This window comes from Kluyvera sp. (genome assembly GCF_965301105.1).
The window spans coordinates 1-19,700 of record NZ_CBDKZX010000034.1; the positions used below are offsets into that span (position 1 = coordinate 1).

At 50.9% G+C, this 19,700-nt stretch carries 16 protein-coding genes and 3 tRNA genes; 7 read left to right on the top strand and 12 right to left on the bottom strand.

What is annotated here, in order from left to right; genetic code table 11:
* Positions 1–197: 197 nt before the first annotated feature.
* Positions 198–2,174: an alkyl/aryl-sulfatase gene (locus tag ACW14G_RS13010; RefSeq protein WP_249023069.1), complete on the top strand. Its 1,977-nt coding sequence runs from the start codon at positions 198–200 to the stop codon at positions 2,172–2,174.
* Between the two features lie 266 nt (positions 2,175–2,440).
* Here the strand turns inward: ACW14G_RS13010 and ACW14G_RS13015 are convergent.
* A tRNA-Ser gene (locus tag ACW14G_RS13015) sits at positions 2,441–2,530 on the bottom strand.
* Positions 2,531–2,620: 90 nt separating this feature from the next.
* Between ACW14G_RS13015 and mtfA the strand changes: the two genes are divergently transcribed.
* Together mtfA and ACW14G_RS13025 are read left to right on the top strand one after the other, a co-directional pair.
* On the top strand, positions 2,621–3,418 hold the full coding sequence (mtfA, locus tag ACW14G_RS13020; protein ID WP_249023068.1) for a DgsA anti-repressor MtfA: 798 nt from the start codon (positions 2,621–2,623) through the stop codon (positions 3,416–3,418).
* A 100-nt stretch (positions 3,419–3,518) separates the two neighbouring features.
* Positions 3,519–3,594 (top strand) — tRNA-Asn (locus tag ACW14G_RS13025).
* A 265-nt stretch (positions 3,595–3,859) separates the two neighbouring features.
* Here the strand turns inward: ACW14G_RS13025 and ACW14G_RS13030 are convergent.
* The 6 genes from ACW14G_RS13030 to ACW14G_RS13055 form a co-directional block, all read right to left on the bottom strand.
* A complete protein-coding gene (locus ACW14G_RS13030; RefSeq protein WP_249023067.1) occupies positions 3,860–4,480 on the bottom strand; it encodes a helix-turn-helix transcriptional regulator in 621 nt (206 codons plus the stop codon).
* Positions 4,481–4,697: 217 nt separating this feature from the next.
* Complete coding sequence (locus tag ACW14G_RS13035; RefSeq protein WP_249023066.1) at positions 4,698–5,423, bottom strand: fimbrial biogenesis chaperone; 726 nt, start codon at positions 5,421–5,423, stop codon at positions 4,698–4,700.
* On the bottom strand, positions 5,423–6,769 hold the full coding sequence (locus ACW14G_RS13040) for a fimbrial protein (protein ID WP_223802922.1): 1,347 nt from the start codon (positions 6,767–6,769) through the stop codon (positions 5,423–5,425). Before ACW14G_RS13040 ends, ACW14G_RS13035 begins: the two co-directional genes overlap by 1 nt.
* Positions 6,770–6,784: 15 nt before the next feature.
* Positions 6,785–9,436, bottom strand: a complete 2,652-nt coding sequence (locus tag ACW14G_RS13045; protein WP_223802923.1) for a fimbria/pilus outer membrane usher protein — start codon at positions 9,434–9,436, stop codon at positions 6,785–6,787.
* Positions 9,437–9,488: 52 nt separating this feature from the next.
* A complete protein-coding gene (locus ACW14G_RS13050) occupies positions 9,489–10,232 on the bottom strand; it encodes a fimbrial biogenesis chaperone (RefSeq protein ID WP_223882153.1) in 744 nt (247 codons plus the stop codon).
* A gap of 54 nt (positions 10,233–10,286) precedes the next feature.
* On the bottom strand, positions 10,287–10,826 hold the full coding sequence (locus ACW14G_RS13055) for a fimbrial protein (RefSeq protein WP_163448865.1): 540 nt from the start codon (positions 10,824–10,826) through the stop codon (positions 10,287–10,289).
* Between the two features lie 475 nt (positions 10,827–11,301).
* On the opposite strand from ACW14G_RS13055, the gene ACW14G_RS13060 reads away from it, so the two are divergent.
* Both ACW14G_RS13060 and ACW14G_RS13065 read left to right on the top strand, forming a co-directional pair.
* Positions 11,302–11,967: a helix-turn-helix domain-containing protein gene (locus ACW14G_RS13060; RefSeq protein WP_223802925.1), complete on the top strand. Its 666-nt coding sequence runs from the start codon at positions 11,302–11,304 to the stop codon at positions 11,965–11,967.
* A 96-nt stretch (positions 11,968–12,063) separates the two neighbouring features.
* Complete coding sequence (locus ACW14G_RS13065) at positions 12,064–12,702, top strand: winged helix-turn-helix transcriptional regulator (protein ID WP_249023064.1); 639 nt, start codon at positions 12,064–12,066, stop codon at positions 12,700–12,702.
* Between the two features lie 234 nt (positions 12,703–12,936).
* On the opposite strand, the gene cbl is transcribed toward ACW14G_RS13065, so the two are convergent.
* Together cbl and nac are read right to left on the bottom strand one after the other, a co-directional pair.
* Positions 12,937–13,887, bottom strand: a complete 951-nt coding sequence (cbl, locus tag ACW14G_RS13070) for an HTH-type transcriptional regulator Cbl (RefSeq protein ID WP_065357644.1) — start codon at positions 13,885–13,887, stop codon at positions 12,937–12,939.
* A 102-nt stretch (positions 13,888–13,989) separates the two neighbouring features.
* Entirely contained in the window at positions 13,990–14,907 is a 918-nt protein-coding gene (gene nac / locus ACW14G_RS13075) for a nitrogen assimilation transcriptional regulator NAC (protein WP_223802926.1), read from the bottom strand.
* Between the two features lie 307 nt (positions 14,908–15,214).
* On the opposite strand from nac, the gene ACW14G_RS13080 reads away from it, so the two are divergent.
* Positions 15,215–15,290, top strand: a tRNA-Asn gene (locus ACW14G_RS13080).
* 50 nt (positions 15,291–15,340) lie between these two features.
* Here ACW14G_RS13080 and ACW14G_RS13085 read toward each other — a convergent pair.
* Entirely contained in the window at positions 15,341–16,675 is a 1,335-nt protein-coding gene (locus tag ACW14G_RS13085; protein ID WP_249023063.1) for an aminotransferase-like domain-containing protein, read from the bottom strand.
* 87 nt (positions 16,676–16,762) lie between these two features.
* Here ACW14G_RS13085 and ACW14G_RS13090 point away from each other — a divergent pair, with 87 nt between their 5' ends.
* Positions 16,763–17,644 carry a DMT family transporter gene (locus ACW14G_RS13090; RefSeq protein ID WP_167575501.1) on the top strand — a complete coding sequence of 294 codons (882 nt, stop codon included), beginning with the start codon at positions 16,763–16,765 and terminating at the stop codon, positions 17,642–17,644.
* A 37-nt stretch (positions 17,645–17,681) separates the two neighbouring features.
* Here the strand turns inward: ACW14G_RS13090 and ACW14G_RS13095 are convergent, their stop codons facing one another.
* Both ACW14G_RS13095 and ldtA read right to left on the bottom strand, forming a co-directional pair.
* A complete protein-coding gene (locus ACW14G_RS13095; protein WP_249023062.1) occupies positions 17,682–18,623 on the bottom strand; it encodes a Gfo/Idh/MocA family protein in 942 nt (313 codons plus the stop codon).
* Positions 18,624–18,691: 68 nt separating this feature from the next.
* Positions 18,692–19,624 carry a L,D-transpeptidase gene (gene ldtA / locus ACW14G_RS13100; protein WP_163448872.1) on the bottom strand — a complete coding sequence of 311 codons (933 nt, stop codon included), beginning with the start codon at positions 19,622–19,624 and terminating at the stop codon, positions 18,692–18,694.
* Positions 19,625–19,700 lie beyond the last annotated feature (76 nt).

The following is a 19,700-nucleotide window of genomic DNA, read 5'->3' on the forward strand; positions in this document are numbered from 1 at the left end:
AATTTCACCCACTTAAAAAGAAACCGACTATTTACTTCAAAAAAACAATATTACTATCACGTTAAGGCAAGTTTTTAATGGCTTCACATTGCCAAATGTAAAAATAAGGTTATGTTTAAACATAAATATCTATAGATGTATTAAGAAGTTAGTGTCGTAAATGTATTATCCGGTCCAACAAGTCAAAGAGGGTTCCAATGAAACTGAAGCTTATTGTCAAAAGTCTGGCGCTTGCCGGGCTGATGTCAACGGTCATTCTGCCGGCTTATGCTGATATCACCCCCAAAGAGGCAACCGACACCACCAAAAAAGCCAACGACGCGCTGTATAACCAATTACCATTCTCTGACAATACCGATTTTACTAATGCGCATAAGGGATTTATTGCCGCTCTGCCTGCTGACGTTATCAAGGGCGAACAGGGTAACGTCATCTGGGATCCCCAGCAGTATGCGTTTATCAAAGAAGGTGAAAAGGCCCCCGATACCGTCAACCCAAGTCTGTGGCGCCAGTCTCAGCTGATCAACATCAGCGGCCTGTTTGAAGTCACCGACGGCGTCTACCAGATCCGTAACCTCGACCTCTCCAATATGACCATCATTGAAGGTAAAGAAGGCGTTACGGTCGTTGACCCGCTGGTTTCTGCCGAAACCGCCAAAGTCGGGATGGACCTGTACTACAAAAATCGCGGTAAAAAACCGGTTGTCGCGATTATTTATACCCACAGCCACGTTGACCACTATGGTGGCGTACGCGGCGTGGTGGATGAAGCCGATGTGAAATCCGGTAAAGTGAAGGTGTATGCGCCGGCAGGCTTTATGGAAGCCGCGGTGGCGGAAAATATCATGGCCGGTAACGTTATGAGTCGTCGTGCCAGCTACATGTACGGCAACCTGCTGAAGCCTGATGCGAAGGGCCAGGTTGGCGCGGGTCTTGGTACCACGACCTCAGCGGGTACGGTTACCCTGATTGCCCCCACCAATATCATCGACAAAGACGGCCAGAAAGAAGTGATTGATGGCCTGACATACGACTTCATGCTGGCGCCGGGTTCTGAAGCTCCGTCTGAAATGTTGTGGTATATCGAAGAGAAAAAACTCATCGAGTCTGCGGAAGACGTAACTCACACCCTGCACAACACTTACTCTCTGCGCGGCGCGAAAATTCGTGAGCCGTTGCCGTGGTCTAAGTACATCAACGAAGCGATTGTTCGCTGGGGCGACAAAGCTGAAATCATTATGGCCCAACACCACTGGCCGACCTGGGGCAACGAAAATGTGGTTAACCTGCTGAAGAGCCAGCGAGACCTCTATCGTTATATCAACGACCAGACGTTACGCATGGCTAACCAGGGCCTGACCCGTGATGAAATTGCCGCCAACTTCAAGCTGCCGGATAGCCTGGCACACACCTGGGCAAACCGTGGTTACTATGGCTCCGTGAGTCATGACGTGAAGGCGACCTATGTGCTGTACCTTGGCTGGTTCGATGGCAACCCGGCCACCCTCGATGAACTGCCACCTGAAGAAGCGGCGAAGAAGTTCGTTGATTATATGGGCGGTGCAGACGCCATCATGAAGAAGGCCAAAGAGGACTACGATCAGGGCAACTACCGTTGGGTGGCTCAGGTTGTCAGCAAAATTGTGTTTGCCGACCCGAATAACCAAGACGCGCGTAATCTTGAAGCGGATGCGCTGGAACAGCTGGGTTATCAGGCAGAATCTGGCCCGTGGCGTAACTTCTATCTGACCGGCGCGCAGGAATTGCGTAACGGCGTGGTGAAAGGACCTACGCCAAATACGGCCAGTCCGGACACCGTGCGCGCGATGACACCAGAGATGTTCTTCGACTATCTGGCGGTCCATATTAACGGCGAGAAAGCCGGCACAGCGAAGTCGGTGTTTAACATTGACCTTGGCAGCGATGGCGGTAAATACAAGCTGGAGCTGGAAAACGGCGTGCTGAACCACACGGCGAACGCAGAAGCGAAAGATGCCGATGCGACCATCGCGCTCGACCGCGCGACGCTAAATAAGATCATCCTGAAAGAAGAAACGCTCAAGCAGGCTGAAGAGAAAGGTGAAGTTAAGGTCACCGGCAACGGTGCTAAGCTTGATGAGATGCTGGGCTACATGGACAAATTTGAATTCTGGTTCAATATCGTCACGCCGTAATCCCCGCTGTGTAAAAAGCTGCCTACAGGCAGCTTTTTATTAGCTCATTTAAAACGCAATCCGTATTAACCTCGCCCCCAATGTTCTGTTTCCATTCAGGAAGGCACTTATGAGTGTATGCTCGTACGGTGAGATCAGCCCGACATCGAACAAAAAGGGGTAAAATAGATACACGCCGGAAGCCATTTCCGGTGCATTGTTTTCTCGAAGGATTTTCTCAGTGGGATTTCAGTCACTGAAATGAAACGACGTAAGTGCTTGAATAGTGGCGGAGAGAGGGGGATTTGAACCCCCGGTAGAGTTGCCCCTACTCCGGTTTTCGAGACCGGTCCGTTCAGCCGCTCCGGCATCTCTCCGTTTTGATGGTTGCCATCATGCCAGGAATTTTGGCATTTTAACAGACCCAGTCTCTTCAATTACGTTCAAGTGACGAGTTTACGAGCAGAATGATGATTAAATGGCCCTGGAAAGCGAGTGACACTGCCGATAAAGCTGATTTGCCGTGGGCGCAGGCCCTGGCGATCCCGCTGTTAGCCAATCTGTCTACGGACGAGCAGGTGAAGCTGGTCCAGCTTGCCGATCGATTCCTCCAGCAAAAGCGGATGGTGTTTTTACAGGGGCTAACCGTTGACCCGATCACCGAAGCGCGTATTGCGCTGCTGTTCTGCCTGCCGGTCATGGAGCTTGGCTTAGAGTGGCTCGACGGTTTCCATGAAATTCTTATTTACCCCGCCCCGTTTATTGTCGACGACGAATGGGAGGATGATATTGGGCTGGTGCACAACCAGCGGATAGTTCAGTCCGGGCAAAGCTGGCAACAGGGGCCGATCGTACTCAACTGGCTCGATATTCAGGATTCCTTCGATGCCTCCGGTTTTAACCTGATTATTCATGAAGTCGCGCATAAGCTCGATACGCGCAACGGTGACCGCGCCAGCGGCGTGCCGTTTATTCCGCTGCGTGAAGTGGCGGGTTGGGAACACGACCTGCATGCCGCCATGAATAATATCCAGGATGAGATTGATTTAGTTGGCGAAAACGCCGCCAGCATCGATGCCTACGCAGCGACCGACCCGGCAGAATGTTTTGCGGTGCTTTCGGAGTACTTTTTCAGCGCGCCTGAACTTTTCGCTCCACGCTTCCCGGCGCTGTGGCAACGTTTTTGCGGTTTCTATGGACAGGACCCATTACAGCGGTTGCGAGATAATAGCCAGCAGGATGAAAATCCCCCGGCAGTACACTAAAACAACACCTTGTGCTAAATTCAGCCAATTGAATCAGCAAGTTAAATTTAGTGTTGACACAAATATTCGTGCCCAGTACTATGCGCCTCGTTCACACGATTCCTCTGTAGTTCAGTCGGTAGAACGGCGGACTGTTAATCCGTATGTCACTGGTTCGAGTCCAGTCAGAGGAGCCAAATTTAGAAAAGCCTGCTCAGGAAACTCAGCAGGCTTTTTGCTTTTTGATTCAACGGGTTTGTCTGGAAAACGACTTCCTGGCGTGTGGATTTGAGAGGGAAAGTGTATAGAAGCCCCCCTCTATCGCCGTTACCGACATCCGAATCCGAAGTACAACGCCTCTCCATCCCCTCTCTAAGCTTACTGATACTCCCGACAACAACCGCATTATAGCCCTAAGCGAAAAACTCAACGGCAACCTACTACTCTCTTTATACGATGGTTTTATATATTCATGGACATATTTTGCCAATCATTCCTGTTTCCCATTTCATCAAGTAGTCGCATTAACTCGTAATCGCTGCGCAAATTAAATTTCCGCATAGCGCGATATTTATGCGTGAATACTGTTTTATCGCTAATCACTAACTCGCCTGCAATTTGCATAACCGACATCCCCTTGTATAAACCGATCATGATACGAAGTTGCTGAGCGGTTAGGGTTTGCTGCCGACAGTCAAAACATGAGACCGATGACTGGCGATAGCCTTCATGCTGTACTCTCCGCCAGGCCGTATTGAATGCTGTGCGTACCTGCGTCACGGGCGCCCGGCGAGGAATAAAGATAATATCCTGAAAACAGGAACGCTGAGCTGAAACTCGTGTTTCATCATCAATAAAGCCAATCACAATCCCCTTTTTGCGTAGCTGTAATTCAGGTAGACAAATAAAACACTCTCCGGGACACAAGGAAAGGACAATGATGTCAGCCACTTTAACACTTTCGGACGTGAGGCTATAATTGAATTCAATTTTCATCTGCTCATTGGAAAAGAAATCACTGAAAAACCAGGTCAGCCCACGCTGAAATAACACATCTGAATCTTTGATAACAATATTAATCATTACTTATGCCAAAACTTAATTAAACCCATCCTCAGCAGAGTTGACTCAACCCGCGAGCGTCTTTTTTATATCGCCGGGTCGAATGAATATTCGACGACAATAGAGTATTCAATCTTCATCAGGACATGATTACTCTGTATCCAATCAGAGTGGCCACAGTCGATTCTTTAACAACGCGTAAAAAACCTGGAGATATGCGATACAACAAAAGCATCTCTCATAGGGAGTCATTCCTCTCTACACGATTCCCATCATCATTTATCAGTAGAAAATGGATTCTTTTTGGCAAGGCGATCAGATTCCCATTGAGCAGCAGCGTTTTACTGGCAAAGGGCGCCAACATACCAATATTTACCTGCTGTGATTTGGTGTCATCTGTCACCTCGGCGCGGTCAAAAGTGGCGTAATACGGCGTAGGATTTATCACTTTCAGCGCCAGCGAGCCGGGTTGTCGGATAATGCTGAACTGCTGTTTCGCCGCCACATCATCGACGGACAATTCGAGATGAGCGGGACGGCAGAACAGTTTCAACTGTAAGCGTACCGCAACTTTTACCAACATCGCCTCTTTCGGCAGGTGGGCGTCCGCTGGCGGAATTTCATAGATATTAAGCCAGTACAACACCTCACGGTCGGTAGGTAACGGCATCTGTGTCGCCAGTAATCGTAGACTTTTCCTCTCTCCAGGCTCGAGACGAAAAATACCGGGCAGCGGCATAACCGGTGAGTTGACCGCTTTTTCTGGCGTACCGTCTGGTGAGCCATCATCAACCCAGCTCTGGACGATAACCGGGTATGCATTACTATTGAATAGCATCAGCGAACGCTCAGGGTCAGCGGCGGAAAAGACCACCCGAGACGATTCCACCATCACGCCGGCTAACGCCAGCTGACTCAGTAATAGCAGCAACACCCCCGCAACCGTTATACTTATTTTGTTCATTACTGCACCTGAATAATTACTTGCGCGGTTGCGCTCACTTTACCTGCGGTAACCGTCTTTCCAGGTAACGCTTTTAGGGTCGCATTTAACGTTTTGGAATAGGTCGTCACTCCGCTCACCACACTCCCGCCTACGGCATCATCCAGAAGCGGATACCAGCCCGCCGCGTTTCCACCCAATACCGAACCACTTAACGAACTGAGTAAATTAAGCGGCGTTCCGTTGGTTCTGCTTATCTGAATCCCTACCCCGGTAGCGACCGAAGGATCCGTACCGTAGTTATCTGAAACCAAATAAGTGACGCCAGAGCCTGTTGTCAGGCCTAATGACGTTGCCGTCGCGGCATTACCCGGATTAACCAGAATACCCATTGCGGTCTGATTTACCGCGACACCACTCGTGAATGATGTCACCCCGCTGTTAGCCGGGCTCCCTGTCTGGCAATTAAATGAAATATTAATGGGCTGTCGTACTGTTGCCCCCGCCTGCAGTTGGGAAACAGAAATCGTCGGGAAGAGGACTAATGGCGTCACATTATTGACAACACAGGTCGCAGAGCGGCGGATATACAGACGGTTATAGAGGTTAACGCCCCCCGGCCAGTAGCCATACCAGCCATCATATTGCGAGTTAGAATCAGCGCCTACGCTCAAACCGTTAGAAAATCCCGGCCCCTTAAAAGCGATATAAGTAGCCGGTTGCGATTGGGGATAAATGCCGGTACTGGTGGCTCCCCACCCGCCAGCGCTGGTGCTGAGGCGAAACAGCTCCACTTTGGTATTACTGAAATTTTTCGCTTTCACTAAAAGCCAGCCCTGCGAATCTGTGTCAAGATTGGTAAGCTGCCGAGCCTTCCAGTAACGGCTGTAATACTCCCCCGTCAGCATATTGGTTGCGCGCAGCGCCATTCCGGGGACATAAGTCTGGTAGCTTTGCGGTAAACCCGCAGCCGTCCCTACCTCCACGTGACCCGCATAAGTTGAATCACCGTTGGTCGCGTAATATTCATAAAGATTATTAATATCAGCAGCCTGGCAGCGAAACAGGATCTGCTCCGGGTTATAAACCTGATTCCCGACCATCGGAACAATCCCCGTGGCTAACAGCGTGCCGTCTGGCTGAAAAGCGCTGTTATTGATATTCACCACGGTAGGCAGCGTCCCTATAGAGCCAGCGCCATCCGGCATCCCATCCCAGGAGGCCGCCGTCCCTTTCCCCGGCTCGGTATAATAGTTTGAGGCCGAGTTTGTATTCGTCCCGGTAATACGGTAGCACATTGCCCAGGAGAGCTGCGGCAAGCCAATCCCAACGACCAGCAGTATTGGTATAGAGAGATACTTTTTCATTCGCTGTTACTCACATTAATTCCGGCGACACGGCAGCGTCAGGTGATACATTGACTTATTCATTTCCTGGCCACGAAGGTCGTAGTTCAAAAGGCACTGCCCGCCAGCGGCATCTCCCAATTTGATCTTTAACGTGCCTTGTCGGCTGGATGCTCGCGCATAAATTTGATTACCCTGCCCCACAAGGCCAATAACCCGATTTTTGCTATCGTAAACCTCTGCACCAAGCGGTAACGGCTCCCCTCCTCCCGGCGCAAGTTTGATTAAAAGGGCATAGCCTTCAAGCGTTCTGAAGTGCACTTTCACCATTGCTCCAGAATAAGGCGCTACACGTTGCTGGTTGTCGACCAGTTCGGCGTTGGGATTACTGATCCCTTTGGCATCCAGGGTAATATCGTTAAAGGTGTAGGGAATCACCGAAGGAACAAGCGCATAACCGGAATCGTTAATCGTCGCTCCCATTCCTCCACCCACCAGGGCACCGCTGGCCCCCTTCGCTTCAACTAATGCAAAGGTATCGGATAAATATGGCCCCGGCGTTACGCCGCCCGCGTGAGCCACCACCGCGCCACGCGCGCTCGCGCCATACTGGGTGTAATCTTTGCCGTGCGAGAGACTCCCTCCGATGGTTGCAAAAGGCAGTTGCTGAGTGAGACTGGCGCCCGCGCTGCTACCGCTACCGCCGTTATCGTAAGCGGCATTAAGGCTATAAGCGGTGTTTTGCGACTCCCCAAGGGTACCCGTCAGCGACGATTGATAGCTATCGTGGCCGCCATTGTCTGACTGATGGCTATATCCTGACGTCAGAATCGGTGAACGCGATCCCGCCCCCAACGGGAGAGAGACAGAAAACATGTAGACATTCTCAGTGCGACTGTTACTGACACCACCGCCATCATTAACGTCTGTACTTTGTACACCATACCGCGTACGTCCTGTCTGCTGCCGACTCAACGAAAGGTTGTAACTGAGCGAGTTATAATGATTGGAATAACCCACCTGATACTGCGTATCGCGACCACGCCCGCCATGGTAGGTAGTGGTTGAACCTGAAATATAGGTCTGCCCTAGCTGACCAAGCCCCTGACTTAATGTCACAACGAACTGGTTTCTCTGTTCGTAGGTGCTTGACGTCCAGGTACTGTCGCTATTCGCCGCACTACGAACCCCCAATACGTCGGTTAAGTCGCGATATCCTTCAGTTGAATATCGATAACCCGCCAGGGCCAGCGTTGTGGATGTCGGTACAAACGTACGGCTATAGTTGGCACCAAATCGCCAACCTGTCAGGTAGTTGCCAAACATATTGGCCCGGGAATAAACGGCGTTGACACCAAACGCCCCGAGTTCACTCGCAAAGACAGCGCCGCCCAGTAAAGCCTGATAGCCATCGGAAATACGCACCCCCGAGTTAGCGGTGATGGCGTTAGTCAGGCCGGTCTGCCAGGTGGCATCGGCGAACATATCGTCGCTATCGCCAATATCTCGCACCTGGCCTGCCGACAGACTGATGTGCGAACGACCAGGCCGCATTGAGCCGGGTACGGCCGCAAAGGGAACGGTAAATGACGACACGCGGCCATCCGCTTCCTGAACTTCGACCACCAAATCACCTTCGTAGCTGGTCGGATAAAGATCGTCGATGACAAAGGCACCAGGTGCGACAGTTGTCTGATAGATTTGCGTGCCCGACTGGCTAACCGTGACCTTAGCCGTTGTCGAGGCAATACCACGAATTGTCGGCGCATAGCCACGTTGAGATTCCGGAATCATGCGATCGTCGGTTTCCAGTTGGATACCAAGAAAGCCAAGACTGCTGAAAAAGTTGCCGGAGGTGTAGCTGTCACCCAACGTCAATTCACTATTGATTGCCGGGATGGGATGCTGAACATAGGTTCTGACCGATTTCCAATGACTGCTGTCCGGGCCGTTGTTCGTGGAATAGCGAGTATAATTTGATAGCTGGCGAAGTTGCCATAACCCCATATTTATCCCGGAATTAAGCCCAAGATAAGTCGAATCACTGTTGTAATTACCGCTTGCCTGGGTGCGATAAAAGTTGGTGTCATAGTTGGTAAAAAATACGCTATCACCGGCAGTAAGACTCTCCAGAGGCACCGCCCCGCGCGCCGTATGCATCATCTGCGCCTGCGGAATAAGTATATTCAGGCGCAGTTGGGAAAAATCAAATTGAGCGCTGGTCCCCTGAACCTGTTCAGTCACCCGCAAGCAGGTATCATGATCATCTTTGGCCTGAATGCTCCCTGGCATAATGCCAATAGCAATAAGCTGCTCGCGTGAAAAACAGGGAGAAACCTTGTTTTGTTTATCTGCAGAAAACAATACCGCCTGACGATTATAAAAATTTCCGTTGATGAAAATATCTACCTGATACTCTCCAGGCGCAACCGAATCCGCTTTATCAAAACGAGCAAGAATATTCTGGTTTTTAGCCGCACCGATCAACATACTGTTATCAAACTCAAATGGTTCTGTTTCCGCAGGAGCAGGCATATTCGACGCTGAAACCATAAGTGGTGTCATCATCCACAACAGCAATACCAAAGGTTTAAGCCGGGTCTTACACTCTAAAGGCAGTCCAAAATTAACGATATTTTTGTTTTCAATAAAAAATTTCTGAGGGGGTATTTTATTAATCATATTCATCCCTATCCCCTGCATATAAAAATCCTAAGCAATATTTTTATCAGGGTAAATCTTATCTGCCGAGTTCCGCCTGCGCGTGAGTCTGGCCGCCATAATCATTTATTAATATAAACTTCACTTTGCTAGCCGCTGATATTGACTGTCCTTTCTTGTTCATTGGCCAGGTTACCGTTGTCTTTGGCGGGATCATGCTGGTCTGAAACGGTATGATTTGCGTGCCGGATACGAGAGAAGCGCTAATGACAGAGGCATAATATCCAGATGTATTTTCTGCAACCAGTCCCCAATGCCCATTATTTTCTTTTAAAGAGAAATGGATCTGTTGGGCAACACCATCCGGGTTACCAACAATATCTTTAGGTCGATAAAATATTTTTAAGCGATTACGCAGAATGACAGACATTTGATTCTGATTTCCCTTAATCGCATTTTTTGGAGGGATCTGCACTGAGTTAAGATAAAATAAGGACTCCCGATCCTTTGGTAAATCTTTACCCGTAAAGATCAGTCTGACAGACTGTCCGGTATGTGGCTCAATACGGAACAGTGCCGGAACCGACATAAAGGGCGCATCGGTAGTATCTGGCGTTGAAGCGGGATTGTTCACATCTGACCATACCTGCATTACATATGGAATATTGTCATTATTAGAAAACTGAAGTGTTTGAGATTGAGTATCTGCCGGATAAATAACCCTGGTATTCAGCATCACCACGCTAGCCATCACCGGTGAACAGAGCATCAGGATGCAAACCGGGATAAAAATAATAAGTCGGCAAAATGCTCTTGTAGTCATTTTAAATTACTCTTCGTAAAACCCCCTTCCGAGAGTTCGGAAGGGGTGACAGCATTACTGGTAAGAAATAGCGTACTGAACACTACCCAGTACAGAACCCGCCGTTGCAGTGCCTTCTGAGTAGTACTGCACGGCAAAATCGTGAGAGGCAGACGTGGCGTTTGCGACCAGATTTAAACCCGGTGCACCGGTCTGCCCTGTCAAATCAAGCGGAGTCGATGGCGTCGCCGGGTCGACCAGTTGTAAAGAGACATTTGTCGCGGACCCCGTATTTCCCATACGACCATTGCTGGTCAGGTTATTACCGACAAAAATAGTTTTAATCGCCGTATCGGAAGTTGAAGCCGTACATCCTGAAATATCAATTGTGAAATTAGTCGTGCCTGCCGTTGTTCCCGCTGTGGCTAAAGATGAGGCAGGAACCGTTGGCAATAAGACCAGAGGAGAAGACGCATTACCATTAACATTTACAGTACAGGTTTGATCGGCAACTTCACCCTGAAACTTAATAGTATTATCCGCATTTACGGTAGTAGACACAGTACCTAATACGGCGGCGGTGGTAAAAGCGACAGCTATCAATTTATTATTCATACTATTTATTCCTTAATAAAAAACTCAACGCTTATTTTAGCGAGTGACATCCGGGATGACTCATGTCATAAAACATTGGCCGTACGCTGCTCTTATACAAATATCACTAACCTGTAGAAGCATTACTATGAGTATACTTTTATCGCGTTTTCCTGAGTCTTACTGTTTCCCTGGTAAAATAACACACTTGCTAAACGGCAATTTATAGAAACAATTTTAATGTGGCAATTCTTATATTTGTTTTTCCTGGATTCTGTTATTAACACTAAATTAACACAATAAGATCGCCTTTCCGTCAATCATCATATCTTCTCGTAGAACTTCATCAAAAGAAATGATTCTCAATTAAATTTATTAAAAATATGTTACTCATTGAGTCCAAATAGAACATCTTTTTATATTCTAAATATATAAAAGCAATCTCATACTAAGTTTTACTAAGATTTTTCCAATTACTCTTAGCAGAGATAAGAAATTGACTTCAAATGATATTAAAGGCCTGCCTTTGGACTATTTAAATTCTACGCTGGCTAAAAAACCACTGGAACACATTAAAACCCTAATGGATTCAATTGCTCCATATGGTGAAAAAATCACGCCAGTAAAAGGCGAGGTTTTACGCTACCAGGTCAATGGAAAGCGCTACTGTTATCTATTGGAGAGCGGCAGCATTAGCTTAAACAGAAGGGGCGACGGTATGGTTTTGAACAGTGAAAAGTCCCCTTTTATCATGGGCGTCAGCAACCAGTCTGCTTACGGCGATCGACTTTACGTTCGGGCCCTGGAGAAATCAGAATTAACCCGCTTACCGCTGGAAAGATTTAATCTGTTAGTGCAAAAATATGCTCTTTGGGAAAGTACCTGTGCTTTACTTATTTACACATCATCACGCATTTTTGAACATTGCACAATGATTGCGAAAATGTCTTCTTATGACATCGTGAAATTTCAGCTAAACCAATTAATGAATGAATCACCCAGCTTTCGTACCAACATTACTGCGGCTACTTATATAAAAGAGCGAACTTATCTTTCCAGAAGCAGTATCATGCGTATCATCAGTGACCTTAAAAGTGCAGGATTACTTTCTATGGAAAAAGGTGTACTGATTGAACTTAAGCAATTACCGCCAAGATATTGATTCATAACAATTTATTGTCAATAACCCATTGTAGGTTAGACTATTTATTCATACGCTATAATATAAGGACAAATCAACACAATTCTGGACAGGAACATGAGCGATAGTTTTTGGGCCACAAAATTAATGACACCGTCTCCTTTTACTGAGTGTATTATCGAAAAATTAGAACCATACTGTGAAATAAAAAATATATCCCCCCGTAAACGTCTTTATCCAAAGTCAGGGGGTAAATATTACTGTTATCTTCTGTTGAAAGGATATGTGACATACCACCGTGATAAAAATGACATTGCGGTTTTGACCGCCACCGCGCCTACCCTTTTTGGTCTAAACTATATCGCCAGCGAAAATATTATCACCTATATCAAGACGTTAACCCCTGCCACCATTGGCATCATGTCCCTGGACAAAGCCATTGAAATCATTGAAGAACATCACCTATGGAAAGCTGTAGCGCAGCATATGATGGTGTTGTCCAGTAAATTGTATATTATCAATGAGCAAATGAGCGCGCCCACCTCGTATGAATTAATTAAGTTCATCCTGTTGCAGCTGATGTCTGAAAATGAGAGCTACAGGAAATCCATCACAGTGGTAAATTATATTCAGGGAAAAACACACCTCTCACGGAGTGGCATCATGCGCATTCTCACCTATCTCAAAGCGGGAGGCTATATTGAAATCCATCGCGGATTCCTCATCAGTTTGAATAAACTCCCCGCTAAATTCTGATTGGATGCATACGACCCCCTGCAAATGGTGCTCCTGGTAATAATGTGAATCAGCGATCTTTCACAGTATGACTGCTGATTGTCGTGGTTAATCTGGCGAAGATGATACCCTGGAGTTCTTAATTGCGATTGCCTGTCAAACAGCTAATGGCTGAGCCACGCCAGGCAGAAAGCCTGCTGAAAAGCAGGCTTTCTGCGACACTCCATCATCGCAAAATCGACAAATGACACACCATCAAATCTGGTAATCCAGCACCGTCTCTTCCAGATCCATCGCCTGGCGTTTGATCTCTTCCAGCGACAATCCGGCATTGCACAGTTCGATAAAGCGCCACACGTAGTTCCGCTGTAGCTGACCACGTTTAAGCCCCAGCCAGACGGTATTGGCATCAAACAAATGATGGGTATCCAACCGCACCAGGCTACCGGACTCCTGCGCATCGCCCGACTGCTCGGCCACCAGCCCAATTCCCAGCCCCAGCTCGACGTAAGTTTTGATGACATCCGAATCCTGCGCGCTGAGTACGATATCCGGCGTCAGCCCCTTACGGTTAAACGCTTCATCAATGCGCGAGCGCCCGGTAATTCCCTGACGATAGGTAATCAGCGGCCAGCGGGCAATCGCTTCCAGCGTCAGCGGCGTGGTCTGAGTGAGCGGGTGATCGGTGGGGACAAGCAGGCTGTGATGCCAGCGGAACCATGGGAAAGCCACCAGCGTGGCATCGTTGCTCAGCCGTTCGCTGGCGATACCGATATCGGCGCCGCCGCTGTGCAACAACGCGTCGATTTCCTGCGGCGTGCCCTGAATCAACTCCAGGCGCACATCTTTGAAGATCTCACGAAAGGCTTTGATCACCGGCGGCAGGCTATAGCGCGCCTGAGTGTGTGTGGTGGCGATGGTCAGTACGCCGGAGGCATCGTTGGTAAAGAGGTCGGCCAGACGGCGAACGTTGCTGGCCTCATTCAGAATACGTTCGGCAATCACCAACAGGGCTTTGCCCGGCTCGGTCATACCTAATAAGCGCTTCCCGCGACGAATGAAGATCTCAATCCCTAACTCTTCCTCAAGCTCGCGAATATGTCGACTTACGCCAGACTGCGATGTGTAGAGCATATTGGCGACTTCGGTCAGGTTGTAATCCTGCCGTGCCGCTTCGCGAATAATTTTAAGTTGCTGGAAGTTCACGCGTCACCCCGATTCAGTCAGATATGACGCTATTGTTAAAGTTTGTCGACCTGACAAACAAATAATAAAAACCAGCAACATATTCCTGAATGGAATATAAGCTTAGCTCACAAGCAGCAATTCACGGTTATCCAGCATTGGCCGACTCACCAGCGACATCAAAATCTCTTTCACCGCCTGCGCCTGCGGCGATAACTGGCCTCGCGCCGAAACGTTAAGGGATAAAGGCAGGCTCATCGATGGCGTCGTAATGCGCGCCATCCAACCGTTCGCCGCGGCGCATAGCGATCGAGCCGCCGACTCCGGCAGAACAGTCACCCCCATACCGCTGGCGATGGCGGCGGTCAGCGTTGAGATTGACTCAATTTCACCGATAATCTTTGCCGTTAAGCGGCGCAGCGAAAAAGCTTCGTCAACGCGGGCGCGGACGGCGCTATAGTCGCGGGGTAAAAACAGGTTCATTTCAGCAACGGCGGTCAGATCCACGCTCTGCCCCGGGCAATCGCGGGTGCCCACCAGATAAAGATCTTCTTTCAGTAACGGCTGGCTCATAATCCCCGCCAGCGGCGCGCGATCGTACAGCACCGCCATATCCAGTTGGCCGTTGAGTAGCTTGTCATTCAGCACGGTGCCGCTGTTTTCATGCAGATACACCAGCACGTCCGGCAGTTCGTTACGCACCGCCTGCAGCAGCGGCATGGTAATTGACGAGGCCGCCGTTCCCGGCGCAAGCCCGATTGAAACGGTGCCACTGAGCGTTTGACCGACATTGTTCACCGCCAGTTGCGCCTGTTCACACTGACGCAGAATCGTGCGGGCATGCGTATACAGAACCTTTCCAGCCTCGGTTGGCGTCACGCCGCGCTTGGTGCGAATAAGCAGCTGTTGGTCAAGTTCACCTTCCAGCGTTGCGACCTGCTGGCTCAGTGCAGGCTGCGCGATATGCAACACTTCAGCCGCCTGAGTCAGGCTGCCGATATCGACGATTTTCACGAAGTATTTCAGCCGTCTTAAGTTCATTTTTGCCTCCGGTACGAGATCCACTGCCACGCTGGCGTTAAGTAATCGGAGGAGTTGCAAGATGCTTGCCAGTTTTAAAAATCGTGCTGAAACCGGGTAATCCTATCGCTGGCGCCCTTTTTTGCCCCGGTCAGAAGATTGCCCTATGCCCCATAAGGGGTAAATATGCACTTTCACGGTGCAATCTGCGGAGAAAATGAGCAATAAAACCCAAATTGCTGAAATTGTCAGCAAACGAACTTATTCGCGCTTTTCACCCTTTGACAAGCCGTAGGGACATCGATAATATGCGCCCCGTTCACACGATTCCTCTGTAGTTCAGTCGGTAGAACGGCGGACTGTTAATCCGTATGTCACTGGTTCGAGTCCAGTCAGAGGAGCCAAATTTAGAAAAGCCTGCTTTCGAGCAGGCTTTTTGCTTTTCTACTTTCCGCTACCGGCTCTGCTCATATTCAATCGCTGCGCGTACTGCCGCCAGCGCAACGCTAAGCTGCTCCATCGAAACCGAACCCAGCGCCACACGAATGGCCTGCGGAATATTAGGTGTCACGCAAAAGGGTTCGGCGGTTGAGACAGAAATATGTCGATCCATCAGTAATTTCGCCACCCGATCGGCCCGGCTCTCCTCAGCCAGAGGCAGCCAGAGAAACCACGAGTCCGGGTGGCTGATGCAGGGCAGCGGCCCCAGCATATCGCGGGCGAGACGCTGGCGCTGACGAGCATCACGCCTTTTTTGCGTCGCCAGCTTTGAGACGGTTCCGTCCACAATCCACTGGCAAACCAGCGCGCTCATCACCGAAGGGGTATTCCACGTAGTTGCCCGTATGGCACGTTCAAGCGCAGGACGCCAGGCATCGGGGCAGACCACCATCCCCACGCGGATTCCGGTGGCGACATCTTTTGAAAAACCGCTCACATAAACCGTTCTTTCCGGCGCATAACTGGCTACCGGTGACGGCGCACGTGCAGCCAGATAAGCGTAGGCTGCGTCTTCAATCACCAGCAGGTCGTACTGGCGGGCGATAGAAGCCAACCGCCGGCGCTGACGGCTACTCAGCACCCAGCCGAGAGGGTTGTGTAACGTTGGCATGGTATAGACAGCGCGCACGTGACGTATCTGACATAGACGGGCAAGTACGTCGAGATCGGGGCCTTCATCGCCAACCGGAATGGCGAGCAGTTCCAGTTGATACAGTGCGGCTAGCGCTTTGAAGCCCGGATAAGTTAAGGCATCGACGGCCACCACATCACCGGGACGCAGCAACCCCATGACCGAAACGGCCAGCCCATGCTGAGCACCGTTAACAATCAACACGTTCTCTGCCCGCGTGGCCAGCCCCTGAGCGCTGAGGTGATGGGCAATAATGTCCCTGTCTCCCAGCCTGCCGGCGTGGGGCTGATAACGGAGATGCGATTCAATATCGCCAACGTTAGCCAGTTGCCGCAACCCTTCACGTAACCGATCGCCCTGCCCCGGCAACGAAGGATAGTTGAAGTTAAGATCGAGCACATCTGCGGCGATCGCCTGTTGATCGATACCGTGCCCCACGGCGAGCGCGATTTCTCGCACAAAGGTGCCGCGCCCGGTCTCCCCACTCACTAACCCCATCGCCTCCAGCTCGGCATACACCCGGGTCGCCGTCGCCAGCGAAATATGATGCTCGGCGGCCAGCTGCCGATGCGTGGGTAAACGGCTACCCGCCATCAGTTTCCCGCTGCGAATAGCCTGAGCATAGGCGTCAACCAGCGTTTTGTATCGCGCCTTCATGCAATGTATCCATGACAATAATTTGATTGTACCGAATAGAAGAAACTACCATCGCCGCGACAATGACTCAACGACAAGGAGCAAGGGATGAATATCGTAGACGCAAAACAGCAGGCGCATTCCGGGTGGCTCAACGGTTTGCTGGGGGTCATTATTTTCAGCGGCTCGCTACCGGCAACGCGAATAGCGGTGCTGGAAATGGATCCGTTCTTTCTGACTTTTTTACGCGCCTCTATCGCAGGGTTGGTCGCCGTCACGCTGCTGAAGGTATTTCGTCAGCCCAGGCCACATCGCGGGCAAATCCTGCCGTTGCTCATTGTGTCTCTGGGGGTGATTATTGGCTTTCCGCTCCTGACCGCGCTTGCTCTGCGCTACGTCACCGCCGCCCATTCCATTGTATTTATCGGGCTACTTCCGCTGGCGACAGCGATTTTCGGCGTCCTGCGTGGCGGCGAACGGCCACGTATCGCCTTCTGGATCTTCTCACTGCTCGGCAGCCTGCTGGTGGCCGGGTTTGCGCTCTGGCAAAGCGCAACGCTATCTCTGACCGGTGATGTGCTGATGCTTGCCGCCGTTCTGGCCTGCGGCCTGGGTTATGCGGAAGGCGCAACGCTAACGCGTGAACTGGGCGGCTGGCAGGTCATCGGCTGGGCGCTGGTGATATCATTGCCAGCCATGTTGCTCGCCGCCTTTATCACCCGACCACCCGTGCTGGATGCATTTTCCCTTTCGACCTGGACAGCAGTGGGCTACGTCTCGTTATTCAGCATGCTGATTGGTTTTATTTTCTGGTACAAGGGGCTGGCGGCGGGCGGGATCGCCGCCGTGGGGCAGCTACAGCTATTACAGCCATTTTTAGGTTTGCTGCTCTCGGCCATCCTGCTTCACGAGGCGATAAGCCCGCAGATGATGATGGTGACACTCGGCGTGATTTTGTGTGTGATCGGGTCGCGGCGGTTCGCGCGATAACGCGACGCCGGGAACGCCCAGCGCCGCGAGAACGGGATTACAGCGCGGCGTGAATCATATCCAGCACTTGCATATTGCGGACGGTCTCATCCAGCGGAATCAGCCGCGAAGGCTGGTTGAGCACCGCGCTGGAGAAATGGCGAATTTCGGCCTGATAGCGGTCAGACTCGCTAACCGGCAGTTCACGCACGCCTTCAGCGGTATGCAGGTGCAGCGCGCCGGCATCGTCGAGAAACGGTTTATCAACAATCAGCATGCCTTTCGTGCCGATAATTTCCGCGTAATTGCGGCCATAAGCGTTAAAACCGCAGTGAATATTCGCAATCAGCCCATCTTCATACTGAAGCAATGCCGAGAGATTGGTATCAACGCCCTGGTCCGTTTCGCACAGCGCTTTGCAGCGTACCGGCAAGCGTCCGGTCACCATGCCGATAAAGTTCACCGGATAACAGCCCACGTCGTACAGCGCCCCGCCGCCCAGCGCAGGTTGCATTTTGATGGTATTTGGACGATCCAGCAAGAAACGGAACGAGACGTTAATATGTCGAAGTTCACCCAGCGCGCCGCTTTCCAGTACCTGTTTGATCACCCGTACGCGGTCGGTGTACTGATACATAAACGCCTCCATCAGCAGGCGGTTATGCTGTACCGCGGCCTGCTGCATCTCCTGCGCTTCGGCGGCCGTCAGGCCAATCGGTTTTTCACACAGCACGTGCTTACCCGCTTCGAGCGCGCGAAGTACCCACTCCTTATGCAGCGAGTTTGGCAACGGGATATAAACGGCCTGAATGGCCGGATCGGCAAGCAGCGCGGCATAATCGCCGTAGCTCTGTTCCCATTCACCGGTTGGCAGGTCGGCCTGGTTGCGTGATGCTACGCCGTACAGCCGCGCATTATCCGCGCGGGCAATGGCCGGAATAATCGAATTTTTGGCGATTCGGGCATAGCCCAGTACGCCCCAATTCACGACGGTGCTCATCTCATTCTCCCTGGAAATATCCAGCAAAAAGCCCGCACGAAGCGGGCCTGACGATATGTATTGATCGCTTAAAGGGTGTTATGTGAGACGCTAATATTCACTGGCATACCCGAGCGCCGCTCGAGTACCGATTTTGCGCGATTCACATCAACTCCCTGCCCTTCAGTAAAACTACGCAGGGCGGGCGTCATTGGCAACGGAACTTTGTTATCCGATTCATATTCTGTGCGGTTGCGCGACAGCGGCTCATGCACCTCTACCCAGCGACTACCGTCCGGCTCGGTGGTGTACTTCACCGGCTGGTCGATAATCTGTACCCGCGTGCCCACAGGCACGTTATCAAACAGGTACTTGATATCGTCGTTGCGCAAACGGATACAGCCCTGGCTGACGCGCAGGCCAATGCCGAAATTCGCATTGGTGCCATGAATGGCATAAAGCCGCCCAATATAGATGGCATACAGCCCCATCGGGTTATCCGGCCCGGCAGGCACAAAAGCGGGCAGACTTTCTCCGCGCTTTGCATACTCGCGACGGGTGTTCGCCGTCGGCGTCCAGGTTGGCCCCTCCTGTTTGCGTTCCACCGCCGTCACCCAGTTACGCGGCGTTTCGCGTCCGGCCTGACCTATGCCTATCGGCAGCACTTCAACGGTATTGCTGTCCGGCGGATAATAATAAAGGCGCATTTCTGCCACATTCACCACAATCCCCTGACGCACGGTGTCGGGCAAAATCAGCTGCTGCGGGATCACCAGCGAGGATCCCGATTTCGGCAAAAACACGTCAACGCCCGGATTCGCTTCCAGCATATTGCTCAGCCCTTGCCCGTACTGGGCCGCAAATGCCTCCAGCGGCAGCCGGTTATCCTGCGGCACCGTGATATTCAGCGTGCTGCCCACTAAACGGCTTCCCTCCGGGGGAAGCGGATAAGTTACGGCAAGGGCGCTATGGCTAGCCGTCGCCAGAATTAACGCACACCAGAGTTTTACACGAGGTCCCATTTCCCTTTCCTCATTCACGGCAGATATCGGTTAATTATAGCTTTTTTCACTCACCGCGCTGCTATTCCCGTTGCGT

Coding starts and splice junctions, on each gene's coding strand:
- ACW14G_RS13010 (WP_249023069.1), top strand. CDS start 198: ATGAAACTGAAGCTTATTGTCAAAAGTCTGGCGCTTGCCGGGCTGATG.
- mtfA (WP_249023068.1), top strand. CDS start 2,621: ATGATGATTAAATGGCCCTGGAAAGCGAGTGACACTGCCGATAAAGCT.
- ACW14G_RS13030 (WP_249023067.1), bottom strand. CDS start 4,480: ATGATTAATATTGTTATCAAAGATTCAGATGTGTTATTTCAGCGTGGG.
- ACW14G_RS13035 (WP_249023066.1), bottom strand. CDS start 5,423: ATGAACAAAATAAGTATAACGGTTGCGGGGGTGTTGCTGCTATTACTG.
- ACW14G_RS13040 (WP_223802922.1), bottom strand. CDS start 6,769: ATGAAAAAGTATCTCTCTATACCAATACTGCTGGTCGTTGGGATTGGC.
- ACW14G_RS13045 (WP_223802923.1), bottom strand. CDS start 9,436: ATGAATATGATTAATAAAATACCCCCTCAGAAATTTTTTATTGAAAAC.
- ACW14G_RS13050 (WP_223882153.1), bottom strand. CDS start 10,232: ATGACTACAAGAGCATTTTGCCGACTTATTATTTTTATCCCGGTTTGC.
- ACW14G_RS13055 (WP_163448865.1), bottom strand. CDS start 10,826: ATGAATAATAAATTGATAGCTGTCGCTTTTACCACCGCCGCCGTATTA.
- ACW14G_RS13065 (WP_249023064.1), top strand. CDS start 12,064: ATGAGCGATAGTTTTTGGGCCACAAAATTAATGACACCGTCTCCTTTT.
- nac (WP_223802926.1), bottom strand. CDS start 14,907: ATGAACTTAAGACGGCTGAAATACTTCGTGAAAATCGTCGATATCGGC.
- ACW14G_RS13085 (WP_249023063.1), bottom strand. CDS start 16,675: ATGAAGGCGCGATACAAAACGCTGGTTGACGCCTATGCTCAGGCTATT.
- ACW14G_RS13090 (WP_167575501.1), top strand. CDS start 16,763: ATGAATATCGTAGACGCAAAACAGCAGGCGCATTCCGGGTGGCTCAAC.
- ACW14G_RS13095 (WP_249023062.1), bottom strand. CDS start 18,623: ATGAGCACCGTCGTGAATTGGGGCGTACTGGGCTATGCCCGAATCGCC.
- ldtA (WP_163448872.1), bottom strand. CDS start 19,624: ATGGGACCTCGTGTAAAACTCTGGTGTGCGTTAATTCTGGCGACGGCT.